We start from the raw sequence: 14379 nt of genomic DNA on the forward strand, positions 1-14379 counted from the left end.
CTATGCGTTTTATCCTCCTCTTCGCCCTGATATGCAGTATAGTCGTGCCCGTGAGCGCGCGGCAGCCCCGTTACGATTTCAACGACCGCTGCCAGCAAGCCTATCACGCGATCATGCAGCTCCGTTTGCAAACGGGCATCGGGCTCCTGGAAGCGGAAAAGCGCGAAAACCCCGACAACCTCCTTCCTTATTTCATCGAGAACTACGCGGATTTCTTCACCCTGTTTTTCAATGAAGACGCCGGCGCCTACGCCCAGCAACGGAAACTGCGCGCCACGCGGCTGGACAAGCTCGCGGAAGGCCCGGAAGACAGTCCGTATTACCTCTACACCCAGGCGGTGGTGAAATTCCAGTGGGCCCTCATCAAAGTGAAATTCGGGGAAAAGTGGGACGCCGTATGGGAAGTGCGCAAATCGTACATCACCCTGAAAGAGAATGAGCGCAAATATCCCGGTTTCCTGCCCAACAAAATGATCCTCGGGCCCATGCAAACCGTGTTCGGCACCATCCCCGAAGGCTATAAATGGATCACCAACATCCTCGGCCTCCGCGGCAGCATCAAACAGGGGATGGGCAACCTCTCGCAGGTCATCGAAAGCCGGGACCCCGTGGCCGATATCTTCCGCGAAGAATCCTACTATTATTATTGCTACCTCAAGCTGTTCATCGAAAACAAACCGGAACAACTCTGGGATTTCGTGGAGAAAAAACAGCTGGACACAAAAAATAACTATCTTTTCGCCCTGATGGTGGCCAACCTGAGCCTCAATAACCAGAAAGCCGACCAGGGCATCCGGGTGCTGGAAGAACGCCGCCCGAGCCCTGAATACGCGCACCTTTGGTACAGCGAGTACGCCATGGGCCTCATGAAGTTCGAACGCGGCGACGCCGACGCCATCGCCCACCTCGAAAAATTCGTGAACGGCTTCAAGGGCAAATTCTATATGAAGGAAGCCCTCCAGCGGCTGAGCTGGGCGTATTACCTGAAAGGCGATATGGCGAAGGCGCAATATTACCGGAACCTCGTTCCCCAACGCGGCAACATGGAAACGGATGCCGACAAACAGGCGCAGAAAGAAGCCAAAAGCGGCAAATGGCCCAACGCCATACTGCTGAAAGCCCGGTTGTTGAGCGACGGCGGATTTTATACCGAAGCGCGCGACCTGCTCCTGTCCAAAAAAACGACCGATTTCTCCCTGGTGGAGCAAAAGCTGGAATACGCCTACCGCCTGGCCCGGATTTACGACGAAATGGGGAACGATTCGGCCGCGCTTCGCCTGTACGAAGCCACCATCAAGATCGGCACCAACCGGCCGGAATACTTTGCCGCAAGGGCAGCGCTCCAGGCCGGGTACATCTATGAAAAAGCGGGCGACAAACAAAAAGCCCGTACCTACTTCCAGACCTGCCTCGATATGGAAGGCCACGATTACAAAAATTCCCTCGACCAGCGCGCCAAATCCGGCATGCTCCGGCTCGACGGTAAATAAAACACAACGGAACAACACTGATATGTTATACCGCCTGGTTATTCAGAATTACGCGATCATCGACGAGCTGGAAGTCGATTTCGCCGGCAACCTAAACGTCATTACCGGCGAAACCGGCGCCGGTAAATCTATCCTTTTGGGCGCCCTCAGCCTCATCCTCGGTGAAAGGGCAGACCCGGCCGTGCTGTTCGATAAAACCCGGAAGTGCGTCATAGAAGGCGCTTTTCGGGTAAAAACGGCACAGGTGCAACCCTTTTTCGAGGCCAATGAACTGGACCTCGACGATCCTGTGATCATCCGCCGCGAGATCAGCGCCGCCGGCAAATCGCGCGCGTTCATCAACGATACGCCCGTCAACCTGTCCCAACTCCAGGAACTGAGCTCCCTCCTCGTTGACCTCCACCAGCAGTTCGACACGCTGGAACTGGAAAAATCCAACTTCCAGCGCGAAGTGATAGACGCGCTGGCGGGGCATACGGAGCTTTTGCAGGCCTACGGCAAGCGGTTCAGCCAATATGCCCGCCTGCAGCGCGAATTACGGGAAATGACGGCCCTGCGCGACAATGCCAACAAAGAAGCCGACTACAACCGGTTCCTGCTCGACGAATTGCTCGAAATCAACCTGCAGGACAATGAAATAGAACAACTCGAAGCCGAACAGCAACTGCTGAGCCACGCCGAAGAGATCAAGGGCACGCTGAACCGGATCTACTTCCAGCTGAAGGAAGACGAACAGCCCCTCCTCCAGCAGTTGCGCCAGCTGCAGCAAAGCCTCCAGGGGCTGTCGGCCTTTCATAAAGACGTGCCGCCCATCGCCGAAAGGATGCAGTCGAGCTACCTCGAGCTGCAAGACCTCGCCGCAGAAGTGGATCGCCTTAACGACGGCGTTCAGTTCGACGGCGAGCGGATGGAACAGCTGAACGAAAGGCTGGCCGTCGCTTACAAGCTCCTGAAAAAGCACGGCGTGCAGGATACGGCCGCGCTGCTGGCCATCCGCGACCAGCTCCAGGAAAAGCTGGACGGCGTCCTCAACCTCGACGACCGCATCCGCGAAACCGAAAAGCTACTGGCCGAAAGCCAGGAAGTGCTGGAGAAAGACGCGCAAAAGCTCTCCGACCAGCGCAAGGCACAAACGGCGCCCTTCGAAGCGAAAGTGAACGATCTGCTGGCGCAGGTGGGCATGCCCAATGCGCGCATCCGGGTGGAAATCGCCGAAGGCGCGCTGCAGGCTTTCGGGAAAGATACGATCGAGTTCCAGTTCGATGCCAACCGCAGCAACCAGTTCGGGCCCATCCGCAAGGTGGCCTCGGGCGGGGAGCTCAGCCGTTTGATGCTGTGCATCAAATCGCTGGTGGCGCGGTCGGTATCATTGCCCACGCTCATTTTCGACGAGATCGATACCGGTATTTCCGGCGAAGCCGCCAAACAGGTGGGGATCATCATGAAAGAACTGGCGCGCGGGCACCAGGTAATCTGCATCACCCACCAGCCGCAACTGGCCGGTAAGGCAGACGCACACTACTTTGTGTATAAGCAGTTGGTGGACGATAAGGTGAAGACGGGCGTACGGCTGCTTACGCAGGAAGAGCGGATCACGGCCATTGCGAAGATGCTGGGCGGGGAGAAGCCTACGCAGGCGGCGCTGGAGAACGCGCGGGAGATGGTTACGCAATAAGATTTCAATTTTCGACTTTAACTGCTAAATTTGCCCAAATTTTAATCAATGGCTCATAACTTATTACAAGGGAAGAAAGGGATCATCTTTGGTGCGCTGGATGAAAATTCCATTGCCTGGAAAACAGCCGTGCGTTGTGTGGAAGAAGGCGCGCAAATCGTGCTGACGAACGCTCCCATCGCCATGCGCATGGGGGAGATCAACAAGCTGGCCGAAACCTGCAACGCCCCGGTAATACCTGCAGACGCCACCAGCATGGACGATCTGAACAACCTGTTCACCAAGTCCATGGAACATTTCGGTGGTAAAATTGACTTTATCCTGCATTCTATCGGGATGAGCGTCAACGTTCGCAAAGGAAGACCCTATACCGACCTGGACTACGACTTTTTCCATAAAGGGAACGATATTTCGGCCATGTCTCTCCACCGCGTGCTGCAAACGGCTTACAAGCTGGATGCGATCAGCGAATGGGGCTCTGTGGTGGCACTCACCTACATCGCCTCTCAGCGCGTATTCCCCGATTACAGCGATATGGCAGACAACAAGGCCATGCTGGAATCCATCGCCCGGAGCTTCGGTTTCCATTACGGCGTGAAGAATAAAGTACGCATCAACACCATTTCGCAGTCGCCCACCCGTACCACGGCAGGCAGCGGCGTAAAAGGGTTCGACGGGTTCATCAGTTACGCTGAAAAAATGAGCCCCCTCGGTAATGCGACCGCCGACCAGTGCGCGGATTACACCGTTACCCTGTTCTCCGACTACACCCGCATGGTAACCATGCAGAACCTGTTCCACGACGGCGGTTTCTCCTTCACCGGCGTATCCCGCGACGTGATCGAACAAATGGAAAAATAAGCCTTTCGCCTTCGGGCCAAAAAAATAAAAACCGTCCCGGGAGTTGCTCACCAGGACGGTTTAATTTTTTGCAGCATAGGCATACGCTAAGGGGCGAATGACAATGGGGCAGGAATACGGCGTCTTTTAGTATTCGTCTTCGTTGAAGAAGAAGTCGTCTTGTGACGGGTAGTCAGACCAGATATCCTCAATGCCCTCATAAATTTCCCCCTCGTCCTCCAGTTCCTGAAGGTTTTCGATAACTTCGATGGGTGCACCGGAGCGGATGGCGTAATCTATGAGCTCGTCTTTTGTGGCCGGCCATGGAGCATCCTCCAGGTACGACGCTAGTTCTAAGGTCCAGTACATCGTATATAAATTTTTACTTTTCCAAATTTTCGCAAAAGTATTATTTAATTTGAAATAAACAACTATTACTATTTTAACGGTTATTTATCGTTCGGTTATGCTTGTTGCTCGCAATGTCACCAAAAATTATTCCAACCTGCCTGTTTTGAGGGGGGTGGATATTTCTGTCAGTAAAGGGGAGATCGTTACGATCGTAGGGTCGTCTGGCGCAGGGAAAAGCACGTTGCTGCATATCCTCGGTACGCTGGATGCGCCTTCCGGCGGGGAAATCTTCATTAACGATGTGCAAACCAGCCATTTGGCAGGCGATGCCCTGGCAGATTTCAGGAACCGCCATATCGGCTTCATCTTCCAGTTCCACCACCTGCTGCCTGAATTCAGCGCCCTCGAAAACGTGTGTATCCCGGGTTTTATCGCCGGCACCCGCAAAAACGAAGTGCGTGAAAGGGCAACATACCTGCTTGAAACGCTCGGCCTCAAAGACCGCCTCCACCACCGCCCCACGCAGCTTTCCGGTGGCGAACAGCAGCGCGTGGCCGTTGCCAGGGCCCTCATCAACAAACCCGATGTGGTAATGGCAGACGAGCCCACCGGTAACCTCGACTCCCATAATGCGAAAGAGCTGCATCAACTCTTTCTGCAGCTCCGCGACCAGTTCGGTCAAACTTTTATTATCGTTACCCATAACGAAGAGCTGGCCACGCTCAGCGACCGGCAACTCGTCATGAAGGATGGGAAAATAGTCGCTTAGCGGACTATTTTCCCAGGCATACTGCCAAACTGTCTTTCCAGTAAGGTATTTCCAGTCCGAAAGCCGCCTTGATCTTGCCTTTGTTCAATACGCTGTAAGCCGGGCGTTGCGCCGGTGTGGGGTATTGATCGGAGGTGATCGGCTGCACTTTACAGGCCGCGCCGGTCAGTTCCCGGATCGCCACCGCGAAATCGTACCAGGTGGCTACACCTTCATTGCTGTAATGGTACACGCCGCCTTCGGGGGCGGGGTGGGAGAGTATCGTGAAAATGGCTTCCGCCAGGTCGGGCGCATAGGTAGGCGTTCCGGTCTGGTCGAACACGACGTTGAGGCTTTCCTTTTCTTGCATAAGCTCCTGCATACGCAGCAAGAAATTCACGCCATAGCGGGAATACAGCCACGATGTGCGCACCACGATGGCGTTGGGATAGGAGCCCAGTACCGCCGCTTCTCCACGGAGCTTGGACGCGCCGTAAATGCTCTGGGGCGAGGCATCGTCGCTTTCGGTGTAAGGCCGGTTCTGACGGCCGTCGAACACATAATCGGTAGACACCTGGATGAAAGCGATACCTTTCGCCTGGGCGGCTTCGGCCAGCAGCAGGGCTGCCTGGAAGTTGAGCAGGAAAGCCGCTTCTTCGTCGGTTTCCGCCTTGTCAACAGCCGTATAGGCGGCACAGTTCACCACCCCGTCGATGTCCTGGCTATCCAGGAAACCGGCAACGGCGTCGGCATCGGTGACGTCGAGCTCTTCACGGTCGGTCAGCACCAGCTGGAAATCGGGAAATTTGGAGGAAACGGCTTGCATGGACAGGCCTAGCTGACCTTTGGCACCGGTTACCAGTATTTTTTTCATGGCGTCTTTTTTTAAGGCTGGAAGGTGAAATTATGCCGGCAGTCTGCCAGCAAAGGCAATTCCGCGTCTTTCCCGGAAATGATGGCATCGGCCAGGGGGAAGCCCCAGTCGATGTTCAGCGAGGGATCGTCGTACCGGATGCCGCCTTCGCTCGCCTTGTGATAGAAATTATCGCATTTGTAGAACACTTCAGCAGTAGGGCTCAGTACGGAATACCCATGTGCAAAACCCTGTGGTATCAGCAATTGCTTTTTGTTTTCAGCCGAAAGCTCGATGGTATATACTTGTCCGTACGTAGGCGACCCTTTGCGGATATCCACCGCAACGTCCCATATACGGCCTTCCAGCACGCGGATCAGCTTCGTTTGGGAATGTGGGTCCAGTTGGTAGTGCAACCCGCGCAATACGCCATAAGTGGAGCGCGCCTGGTTGTCTTGTCTGAACTGGATGTCCAGGCCTCCTTCCCGAAAAGTGTTGGCATTGTAGCTTTCGAAAAAATACCCGCGTGCATCGGTATGCACAACGGGTTCGAAAATATACAGCCCGGGGAAGCCGGTGGCGGTTAAAGGCATTATCGTTGTTGGTATTGTTCTTCGTAATATTTTTTATAAGCGCCGCTGGTCACATGGTCCAGCCAGTCCTGGTTGGCCAGGTACCAGTCTACCGTTTTTTCCAGTCCTTCCTCGAATTGCAGGCTCGGCGCCCAGCCCAGCTCCTTATTTAGCTTGCTGGCGTCAATCGCATATCGCTGATCGTGGCCTGCACGGTCTTTCACAAAAGTGATCAGTTGCGCGGAGGTTCCCGGTTCACGGCCCAGCTTGCTGTCCATGATCTTGCAAAGCAGACGGATGAGGTCGATGTTCTTCCACTCGTTGAAGCCGCCGATATTGTATGTTTCGCCGGTTACACCGTTGTGGAAAATGGTATCGATGGCGCGGGCATGATCGTCCACAAACAGCCAGTCGCGCACGTTTTCGCCGGTCCCGTAAACGGGGATGGGCTTATTGTTGCGGATATTGTGAATGGCCAGCGGGATGAGTTTTTCCGGGAAGTGATGGGAGCCGTAGTTGTTGGAACAGTTGCTCAACACGACCGGAAGATGGTACGTATGATGATATGCCCGCACGAAGTGGTCGGAACTGGCTTTGGACGCGGAGTAGGGCGAACGGGGATCGTAGGCGGTCTCTTCCGTGAAGAAGCCTTCTTCGCCGAGGGAGCCGTACACTTCGTCTGTAGACACATGGTAGAAGCGTTTTCCGTCCATATCGTCTTTCCAGTATTTACGCGCAGCGTTCAGCAGCACGGCGGTACCGAGCACGTTGGTACGGATGAACGCCAGCGGATCGAGGATCGAGCGGTCTACATGGCTTTCTGCAGCGAGGTGGATCACGCCGTCAAAATGATATTTTTCGAAAGCTGCATAGACGCCGTTCTCGTCCGTAATATCAATTTTCTCGAAAACATAGTTCGGTTTATCCTGGACATCGTTCAGGTTTTCCAGGTTCCCGGCATATGTGAGCGCATCCCCGTTAACGATGGTGTACGATGGATACTTGTTAACAAAAAGCCTTACAACATGGGAGCCGATAAAACCGGCTCCCCCTGTAATCAAAATGGTTTTCTTCATACGGTGTTTATTGGCTCAGGCTTTCCCGAGCGCCTGTTTGAAATACTCGTAGGTGATCTTCAATCCTTCCGCACGGTCTACTTTCGGTTCCCATCCGAGCAATGCTTTCGCCTTGGTGATGTCGGGCTTGCGTTGTTTCGGATCGTCTTTCGGCAGCGGCTGGAATACGATTTTCTGTTTGGTCCCGGTCAGTTTGATGATCTCTTCCGCGAATTCGAGCAGGGTGATCTCTGCCGGGTTGCCGATGTTGACGGGCATATGGTAATCGCTCATCAACAGGCGGAAAATACCTTCCACGAGGTCGGCCACGTAGCAGAAGGAACGTGTTTGCGAACCGTCGCCGAAAACGGTGAGGTCCTGGCCGGTAAGCGCCTGGCTCATGAACGCCGGCAAAGCGCGGCCGTCATCGAGCCGCATGCGCGGGCCGTAGGTGTTGAAGATGCGGATGATGCGGGTATCCACGCCATGGAAGTTGTGGTAAGCCATGGTGATGGATTCCATGAAACGCTTCGCTTCGTCGTACACGCCGCGCGGGCCCACGGGGTTCACATTGCCCCAGTATTCTTCGGGCTGCGGGTGAACGTTGGGGTCGCCATATACTTCGGAAGTGGACGCCACAAGGATGCGGGCATTCTTTTCCTTGGCCAGCCCCAGCAGGTTATGCGTGCCGAGGGAACCCACCTTCAGCGTCTGGATCGGCATCTTCAGATAATCGATCGGACTGGCGGGTGAAGCGAAATGCAGGATGTAATCCAGTTCGCCGGGTACATGGACGAATTTGGTCACATCATGATGGAAATATTCGAATTCCTTTAAAGGAAAAAGGTGTTCGATGTTCTTGATATTGCCGGTGAGGAGGTTATCCATCCCGATCACATGAAATCCTTCTTTGATGAAGCGATCACAAAGGTGGGAACCGAGGAACCCTGCCGCACCTGTGATGAGCACACGTTTTTTTGTCATTTTACTACAGAGTTTAAACGGGTAACGGCTTGTCTTCCTACACTTTCATAATGGAAACCGAGTTCCTGCATCCTGGGAACATCGAACAGGTTCCGGCCGTCGAAGATAACCTGATCTTTGAGGTGGGTACGGATCTTGTCGAAGTCGGGCGTGCGGAATACGCTCCATTCCGTGGCAATGATCAGGGCATCGGCATTTTCCAATGCTTCATATTGATGGTCCACGTAACGGATACGGTCGCCGATCAGCTGTTTCACGTTGCTCATGGCTTCCGGGTCGAACGCGGAAACGGTAGCGCCCGCCGCCAGCAACCGGTCGATGATGTATAATGCGGGTGCTTCGCGGATGTCGTCCGTATTGGGCTTGAACGCAAGGCCCCACAGCGCGAAATGCTTTCCTTTCAGATCGTTGTCGAAATACGCTTCGATCTTGGGGAGGAGAAACACTTTCTGTTGCTCGTTCACGTCCATCACCGCATTGAGGATGCGGAAATCATAATCGGCATCCTGCGAAGATTTTACGAGTGCCTGCACGTCTTTGGGGAAACAGCTGCCGCCATACCCGATGCCGGGGAAGAGGAAGCGTTTGCCGATGCGGTCGTCGCTGCCGATACCGCGGCGCACCATGTCTACGTCTGCGCCCAGGCGCTCGCAGAGAATGGCGATCTCGTTCATAAAGGAGATCTTGGTGGCGAGGAACGAATTGGCGGCATACTTGGTCAGCTCGGCGGATTTTTCGTCCATGAAGATCACCGGGTTTCCCTGGCGAACATAAGGCGCGTACAGTTCGCCCATCACCTTGCGGGCTTTTTCCGAAGATGTCCCGATCACAACGCGGTCGGGCTTCATGAAATCTTCCACGGCCACGCCTTCGCGGAGGAATTCGGGGTTAGACACCACATCGAATTCTACTTTCGCGTTCCTGGCGATGGCTTCGCGCACCTTTTCGGCCGTACCAACCGGTACCGTGCTCTTGTCGACGATCACTTTGTAATCTTCCAGGATGTAACCCAGCTGATCGGCCACTTTCAGGATGTAGGAGAGATCGGCGGAGCCGTCTTCACCGGGAGGGGTAGGGAGCGCGAGGAATATCACGTCGGCATCGCTCACGCCTTCCTTCAGTTGGGTCGTGAACTGCAGGCGGCCTTCCTTGAGATTGCGCTCGAACAATTTTTCCAAACCTGGCTCATAAATGGTAATCTGTCCGGCGGCGAGTTTCGCTACTTTGCCGGCATCGATGTCGACACAGGTAACATTGTTGCCTGTTTCAGCGAAACAGGTGCCGGTCACAAGACCAACATAACCGGTGCCAACCACTGTAATTTTCATGGGGGATCATTTTAAGAATGAAAGAACGGATTCAATGATGTGATTCAGTTGGTCTGCGTCCATTTCTGTGTGAATGGGAAGGGAGATGACCTTGGTGGTCAGTGTATCGGTAACAGGAAGGTGTTGATGGGTTTCGGTCATGCCTTCGAACATTTTCTGGCGATGCCCGGGCACGGGATAATAGATCATCGCCGGCACTTTCTGCTCGGCGAGGAACGCCTGCAGCTCGTTGCGGTCTTTCCCTTCGATCTGGAGCGTGTACTGGTGGAACACGTGCACCTGGTTGGGCGCCTGGTAGGGTGTGACGATATATTTGTTTCCGGCGAAAGCCTTGTCGTAAGCGGCAGCCACTTCGCGGCGCGCGGCAATGTATTGGTCGAGCTGTTGCAGCTTGATGCGGAGCACCACGGCCTGCAGGGTATCCAGCCGGCTGTTGACGCCTACTACGTCGTGGTAATAACGGGCAGACTGGCCGTGATTGGCTACCATGCGGATCTTCGCGGCCAGGGCATCATCGTCGGTAAAGAGCGCGCCGCCGTCGCCATAGCATCCCAGGTTTTTGCTGGGGAAGAAGGATGTGCAGCCGATGTGGCCGAAGGTCCCGGCTTTTTTGATAACGCCGTTTTTCGAGGTATAATCGCTGCCGATGGCCTGGGCGTTATCTTCGATCACGTAAAGGCCGTGTTTTTCGGCGATTGCCATGATGCTGTCCATATCTGCGCTGTGTCCGTAAAGGTGTACCGGCACGATGGCTTTCGTTTTCGGCGTAATGGCCTTTTCAATCGCCTGGGGATCAATGCAGTATGTTTTGGGATCGATGTCCACGAACACCGGTTTCAGTTGCAGCAGGGCAATCACTTCGGCGGTGGCGATGAAGGTGAACGACGGGGTGATCACCTCGTCTCCGGGCTGAAGCCCCAGCGCCATCATGGCGATCTGAAGGGCGTCGGTCCCGTTGGCACAGGGGATGACATGCCTGGTCCCCAGGTATTGCCCCAGTTCCTGTGCGAATTGCTGGACGGGGGCTCCGTTAATGAATGCGGCGCTGTCCAGCACTTCCAACATGGCTGCGTCTACCTCGGGCTTGATTTTGTTGTATTGGCGTTTTAAATCCACCATCTGAATTGGGACCATGAACGATGTCTTTTTATGAGAGGGCAAATTTACAAATTTTGGGTTAGGCTGCAGAGACTATCTTTGCAGGGCAAATAGTTTTTATCTGGTTAAAGTTCAATAACGTGGGCGTATCGATTTTTCTGTATAACATGGGCATCCGGATGTACCGGGCCGTGGTAGGACTGGCCGCCGGCGCCGGAAAAGCAAAGGCGAAAGCCTGGATCGAAGGCCGGGAGCGGCTTTGGCCCGAACTGGAAGCCGCCATGGCCAGCCGTAAGCCCGCTATTTGGGTGCACGCCGCCTCGCTGGGGGAGTTCGAGCAGGGGAGGCCCATCCTGGAAGCCCTCCGTACGGAATACCCCGGTCACCGCATCGTGCTGACCTTTTTTTCGCCATCCGGCTATGAAGTCCGCAAAAACTGGCCGGGCGCGGACTTTATCTGCTATCTCCCGCTCGATACCCCGGCCAACGCAGCCCGGTTTCTCGGCCAGGTGCGCCCCCAGCTGGCTATTTTCATCAAATACGAATTCTGGTACCATTTCCTGCAAGCCCTTTACGCCCGGCAGGTACCGGTACTGCTCATATCCGGTATTTTCCGTCATAAACAGCTCTTTTTCAAGCCATATGGCGGCATGTTCCGGGATTTGCTCAGGAAAATGGACCATCTCTTCGTCCAGAACGAAACTTCCATCACCCTGCTGCATAACATCGGCATCCGGCAGGTGACGCTGGCGGGAGATACGCGGTTCGACCGGGTTTGGGCGCTGCGTCAAAATCCCGTCGGGTTGCCCGCTATCGAAGCGGCGCTGCGGGTGGAAAAAGTGCTCGTGGCCGGCAGTACCTGGGAAGCGGATGAGGAAGCATTGGCCAAATGGTGGTACGGCGGCGGAAAGGAAGGCCGTCAGCTTATATTGGCGCCGCATGAGATCCATGCCGCCCATCTCGATAAAATTCAGTCACTTTTCCCCGACGCCGTGCGTTTCTCGCAGCTGAACGGCCGCCAGCCGGATGTGCTGGTGATCGATAATGTGGGAATGCTGTCGGCCCTGTACCGGTACAGCCGCATCGCTTATGTGGGCGGGGGATTCGGGAAGGCGGGGATCCATAACCTCCTGGAACCGGCTACTTACGGCCGGCCGGTGATCATCGGCCCCATATTCCACCAGTTCCACGAAGCCATGATGCTCGTGCAGCTGAGGGGGGCCATCGTGGTGCAGGACGCCGATGAGCTGTCGAAAGCGATCACGGCGCTCAATGATCCGTTTTATTACGGGCAGACCGCGGAAATCGCCGCCCGCTTCGTGGAAGACCACAAGGGGGCAACCGGGAAAATCATGGGCTATATTCAGGAAAAACGCTTCCTGACGAGCGAGTAGAAGTGCTGTGCCACGGCATCGGATTCGTCCCATCCCAACTTGATCTTCAGCTCCCGTTCGATCCAGTATTCGGCTTCCTGCAGCGATTGGCATTCGTTGATGGTTTTCACCGAACGCTCGTAATGGTCTTTATCACCGCGGAAAAGTTCTTGCATGAACTGGAACTTGTCGTTGATCCCGATCGCGCTTTTCAGGTCGGGCACGCCCATACTGCCGATCTTTTCTCCCACTTCCATGTTTTTACTGCTGAAGCGGTCGTTCAGCGAAGCGGCAGGCTTGCCTACCAACTCGTTGAGATCGCGGCGGATGCCGTTGCCTTCGGGCACCGGGACCGGCTGTTGCTGAACGGGCTGCGGCTGTACAAACTGTTGTTGGACAGGCTGTTGGACAGGCTGCGCTGGCGCGGGCGGGTCGAAAAGGGTGGCGCTGGCGGCGGGTTTCTCCGCCGGGCGGGTGGGCTGTTTTACCGGCACACGGTCGGGCGCGTAACCATTGGTATGGCCGTTGGAAGACGGCGCCGCAGCGGAATTCGCAACCGCGGCGGGTGCAGCGGGAACAGGTGCGGGAGGCGGCGGCGCGGGGACGGGTTCAGGGATATGTTCCGCAACATGGACGTGCGCCGGCATGATCACTGCAACGTGACCATGGGAAGCGTGCTCCTGTTGTTTCTGAAGGTTCCGCTGATGGAGGATCTCCGCCTGCAGCAACTGTGTGTAGTAGGACATGGATTGCAAACTGCCGGCCGAGTTCTTCAGTTCCTGCAGTTTGTCAATTAAGGCATATATCTTTTCCATGCGTTAATTGAATTTTGTTCCGTAAATCTGTGATGATAACGTAGTCCGCAAAAAATTATTTTATTTGCAACTAAGTTATACTTTTTTAACCACTTGTTTATCAAAATAGTACAATATGTTTATTGAACCTTCGCTTACAGGAGGCCGGAGAGGATGGATCGAAGTGATTTGCGGATCGATGTTTTCCGGTAAAACGGAAGAACTGATCCGCCGGCTGAAACGGGCGAAGATCGCTAACCTGACCGTCGAGATTTTTAAACCTGCGATGGACGTCCGGTACGATCATGAACATATCGTGTCTCACAACGAATCGCGCATCCTTTCCACACCCGTCGAAAGCTCGCAACAAATCCTGCTGCTGGGGCAGGGGGTAGACGTAGTCGGTATCGACGAGGCCCAGTTCTTTGACGCAGAATTGCCCAATGTGTGCGACCAGCTGGCGCTCCAGGGCATCCGTGTCATCGTGGCGGGCCTCGATATGGACTTCCGCGGGCAACCTTTCGGGCCCATCCCTGCCTTGCTTGCAAAGGCCGACTACATCACCAAACTACATGCCATTTGTGTGCGATGCGGTAACATTGCGACACATTCTTACCGGAAATCTGCCGGATCGCAAACGGTTTTACTGGGTGAAAAGGACCACTACGAGCCCCGGTGCCGTCATTGTTACGCGCTGGGAGAAGATGCCTGAGCCTTCGTTTCCGCAAGGCTTTCGGGGTCTACTTTCACCTTGAACGTGAATTTCTTCTGCGTGATGTAACTGAAACATACGACAACGACCGTAGTAAGGATTTTGCTGATGGTGGGATAGAAGCCGCAGTAATCCACGAAAAGCTTCATCAGCACGTAATTCATCATCAGGCAAACCGCCACCAGCAAAAAATACCTGGCCAGCTGCACCCGCCCGCGAAGATTGGAGTCGGAGAAAACGATGTATTTATTTAACAGGAACCCTGTCGGAAAGCTCACCAGGAAAGCCATGAAAACCGCCGCAATGTGGGGGCTCAGCGCAATGAAAGGCAATTGCACCACTTCTTTCTTCAGCACGAAATTGTAAAAAACGAAAAACAGGAAAATATCCAGCACGGTATTGCCCCCGCCGCATGCCAGGTAACGGAAGGTCTGGAAGGGCATCACCTTCGCGAATGGCCGGTAGAAAAAGGCCAGGATATGTAAAATCAACTGCTTCATCGTAAA

The 14379-nt window shown here is 54.6% G+C and carries 15 protein-coding genes; 6 read left to right on the plus strand and 9 right to left on the minus strand.

All coding sequences use genetic code 11. From position 1 onward, the window contains the following. The first annotated feature begins 2 nt into the window (after window positions 1–2). The 3 genes from ACQKLP_RS26030 to ACQKLP_RS26040 are packed head-to-tail and all read left to right on the plus strand — an operon-like array spanning window position 3 to window position 4026. Window positions 3–1490: a tetratricopeptide repeat protein gene (locus ACQKLP_RS26030; protein WP_427326095.1), complete on the plus strand. Its 1488-nt coding sequence runs from the start codon at window positions 3–5 to the stop codon at window positions 1488–1490. A gap of 22 nt (window positions 1491–1512) precedes the next feature. Continuing rightward, window positions 1513–3165 carry a DNA repair protein RecN gene (recN, locus tag ACQKLP_RS26035; RefSeq protein ID WP_427326096.1) on the plus strand — a complete coding sequence of 551 codons (1653 nt, stop codon included), beginning with the start codon at window positions 1513–1515 and terminating at the stop codon, window positions 3163–3165. A 48-nt stretch (window positions 3166–3213) separates the two neighbouring features. After that, complete coding sequence (locus ACQKLP_RS26040; protein ID WP_427326097.1) at window positions 3214–4026, plus strand: enoyl-ACP reductase FabI; 813 nt, start codon at window positions 3214–3216, stop codon at window positions 4024–4026. 126 nt (window positions 4027–4152) lie between these two features. On the opposite strand, the gene ACQKLP_RS26045 is transcribed toward ACQKLP_RS26040, so the two are convergent. Further along, complete coding sequence (locus ACQKLP_RS26045) at window positions 4153–4374, minus strand: DUF2795 domain-containing protein (protein ID WP_012794455.1); 222 nt, start codon at window positions 4372–4374, stop codon at window positions 4153–4155. 97 nt (window positions 4375–4471) lie between these two features. Between ACQKLP_RS26045 and ACQKLP_RS26050 the strand changes: the two genes are divergently transcribed. Next, a complete protein-coding gene (locus tag ACQKLP_RS26050; protein ID WP_427326101.1) occupies window positions 4472–5125 on the plus strand; it encodes an ABC transporter ATP-binding protein in 654 nt (217 codons plus the stop codon). A gap of 4 nt (window positions 5126–5129) precedes the next feature. Here the strand turns inward: ACQKLP_RS26050 and rfbD are convergent, their stop codons facing one another. The 6 genes from rfbD to ACQKLP_RS26080 are packed head-to-tail and all read right to left on the minus strand — an operon-like array spanning window position 5130 to window position 11030. Then, complete coding sequence (gene rfbD, locus ACQKLP_RS26055) at window positions 5130–5978, minus strand: dTDP-4-dehydrorhamnose reductase (RefSeq protein WP_427326103.1); 849 nt, start codon at window positions 5976–5978, stop codon at window positions 5130–5132. Between the two features lie 11 nt (window positions 5979–5989). Continuing rightward, window positions 5990–6550, minus strand: coding sequence for a dTDP-4-dehydrorhamnose 3,5-epimerase (gene rfbC, locus ACQKLP_RS26060; protein ID WP_427326105.1), 561 nt, complete (start codon window positions 6548–6550; stop codon window positions 5990–5992). Further along, window positions 6550–7605: a dTDP-glucose 4,6-dehydratase gene (gene rfbB, locus ACQKLP_RS26065; protein WP_427326107.1), complete on the minus strand. Its 1056-nt coding sequence runs from the start codon at window positions 7603–7605 to the stop codon at window positions 6550–6552. Before rfbB ends, rfbC begins: the two co-directional genes overlap by 1 nt. 15 nt (window positions 7606–7620) lie before the next feature. Next, window positions 7621–8568: a UDP-glucuronic acid decarboxylase family protein gene (locus tag ACQKLP_RS26070; protein ID WP_341841245.1), complete on the minus strand. Its 948-nt coding sequence runs from the start codon at window positions 8566–8568 to the stop codon at window positions 7621–7623. Next, the gene (locus tag ACQKLP_RS26075) at window positions 8565–9896 is read right to left on the minus strand and encodes a UDP-glucose dehydrogenase family protein (protein WP_427326109.1); all 1332 of its coding nucleotides are present in this window, start codon (window positions 9894–9896) and stop codon (window positions 8565–8567) included. The genes ACQKLP_RS26070 and ACQKLP_RS26075 overlap by 4 nt, the downstream gene beginning before the upstream one ends. 6 nt (window positions 9897–9902) lie before the next feature. Next, the gene (locus ACQKLP_RS26080; protein WP_427326111.1) at window positions 9903–11030 is read right to left on the minus strand and encodes a DegT/DnrJ/EryC1/StrS family aminotransferase; all 1128 of its coding nucleotides are present in this window, start codon (window positions 11028–11030) and stop codon (window positions 9903–9905) included. Between the two features lie 104 nt (window positions 11031–11134). Between ACQKLP_RS26080 and ACQKLP_RS26085 the strand changes: the two genes are divergently transcribed. Beyond that, a complete protein-coding gene (locus tag ACQKLP_RS26085; protein ID WP_427326113.1) occupies window positions 11135–12388 on the plus strand; it encodes a 3-deoxy-D-manno-octulosonic acid transferase in 1254 nt (417 codons plus the stop codon). Here ACQKLP_RS26085 and ACQKLP_RS26090 read toward each other — a convergent pair. After that, on the minus strand, window positions 12358–13182 hold the full coding sequence (locus ACQKLP_RS26090; protein ID WP_427326115.1) for a hypothetical protein: 825 nt from the start codon (window positions 13180–13182) through the stop codon (window positions 12358–12360). The two genes, ACQKLP_RS26085 and ACQKLP_RS26090, sit on opposite strands and share 31 nt — an antisense overlap. 115 nt (window positions 13183–13297) lie before the next feature. Here ACQKLP_RS26090 and ACQKLP_RS26095 point away from each other — a divergent pair, with 115 nt between their 5' ends. Next, window positions 13298–13873, plus strand: a complete 576-nt coding sequence (locus ACQKLP_RS26095) for a thymidine kinase (RefSeq protein WP_427326117.1) — start codon at window positions 13298–13300, stop codon at window positions 13871–13873. On the opposite strand, the gene ACQKLP_RS26100 is transcribed toward ACQKLP_RS26095, so the two are convergent. Continuing rightward, on the minus strand, window positions 13849–14373 hold the full coding sequence (locus ACQKLP_RS26100; RefSeq protein ID WP_427326119.1) for a GtrA family protein: 525 nt from the start codon (window positions 14371–14373) through the stop codon (window positions 13849–13851). The genes ACQKLP_RS26095 and ACQKLP_RS26100 overlap by 25 nt on opposite strands. Between the last annotated feature and the right edge of the window lie 6 nt (window positions 14374–14379).

This window comes from Chitinophaga sp. NPDC101104, assembly GCF_050277495.1.
Classification (GTDB): Bacteria; Bacteroidota; Bacteroidia; order Chitinophagales; family Chitinophagaceae; genus Chitinophaga.

Excerpts from the sequence above, each read along its gene's own strand:
- ACQKLP_RS26075 (WP_427326109.1), bottom strand. The coding sequence starts at position 9,896 with ATGAAAATTACAGTGGTTGGCACCGGTTATGTTGGTCTTGTGACCGGC.
- ACQKLP_RS26095 (WP_427326117.1), top strand. The coding sequence starts at position 13,298 with ATGTTTATTGAACCTTCGCTTACAGGAGGCCGGAGAGGATGGATCGAA.
- ACQKLP_RS26080 (WP_427326111.1), bottom strand. The coding sequence starts at position 11,030 with ATGGTCCCAATTCAGATGGTGGATTTAAAACGCCAATACAACAAAATC.
- rfbB (WP_427326107.1), bottom strand. The coding sequence starts at position 7,605 with ATGAAGAAAACCATTTTGATTACAGGGGGAGCCGGTTTTATCGGCTCC.
- ACQKLP_RS26040 (WP_427326097.1), top strand. The coding sequence starts at position 3,214 with ATGGCTCATAACTTATTACAAGGGAAGAAAGGGATCATCTTTGGTGCG.
- ACQKLP_RS26045 (WP_012794455.1), bottom strand. The coding sequence starts at position 4,374 with ATGTACTGGACCTTAGAACTAGCGTCGTACCTGGAGGATGCTCCATGG.
- recN (WP_427326096.1), top strand. The coding sequence starts at position 1,513 with ATGTTATACCGCCTGGTTATTCAGAATTACGCGATCATCGACGAGCTG.
- rfbD (WP_427326103.1), bottom strand. The coding sequence starts at position 5,978 with ATGAAAAAAATACTGGTAACCGGTGCCAAAGGTCAGCTAGGCCTGTCC.
- ACQKLP_RS26100 (WP_427326119.1), bottom strand. The coding sequence starts at position 14,373 with ATGAAGCAGTTGATTTTACATATCCTGGCCTTTTTCTACCGGCCATTC.
- ACQKLP_RS26070 (WP_341841245.1), bottom strand. The coding sequence starts at position 8,568 with ATGACAAAAAAACGTGTGCTCATCACAGGTGCGGCAGGGTTCCTCGGT.
- ACQKLP_RS26050 (WP_427326101.1), top strand. The coding sequence starts at position 4,472 with ATGCTTGTTGCTCGCAATGTCACCAAAAATTATTCCAACCTGCCTGTT.
- ACQKLP_RS26090 (WP_427326115.1), bottom strand. The coding sequence starts at position 13,182 with ATGGAAAAGATATATGCCTTAATTGACAAACTGCAGGAACTGAAGAAC.
- ACQKLP_RS26030 (WP_427326095.1), top strand. The coding sequence starts at position 3 with ATGCGTTTTATCCTCCTCTTCGCCCTGATATGCAGTATAGTCGTGCCC.
- rfbC (WP_427326105.1), bottom strand. The coding sequence starts at position 6,550 with ATGCCTTTAACCGCCACCGGCTTCCCCGGGCTGTATATTTTCGAACCC.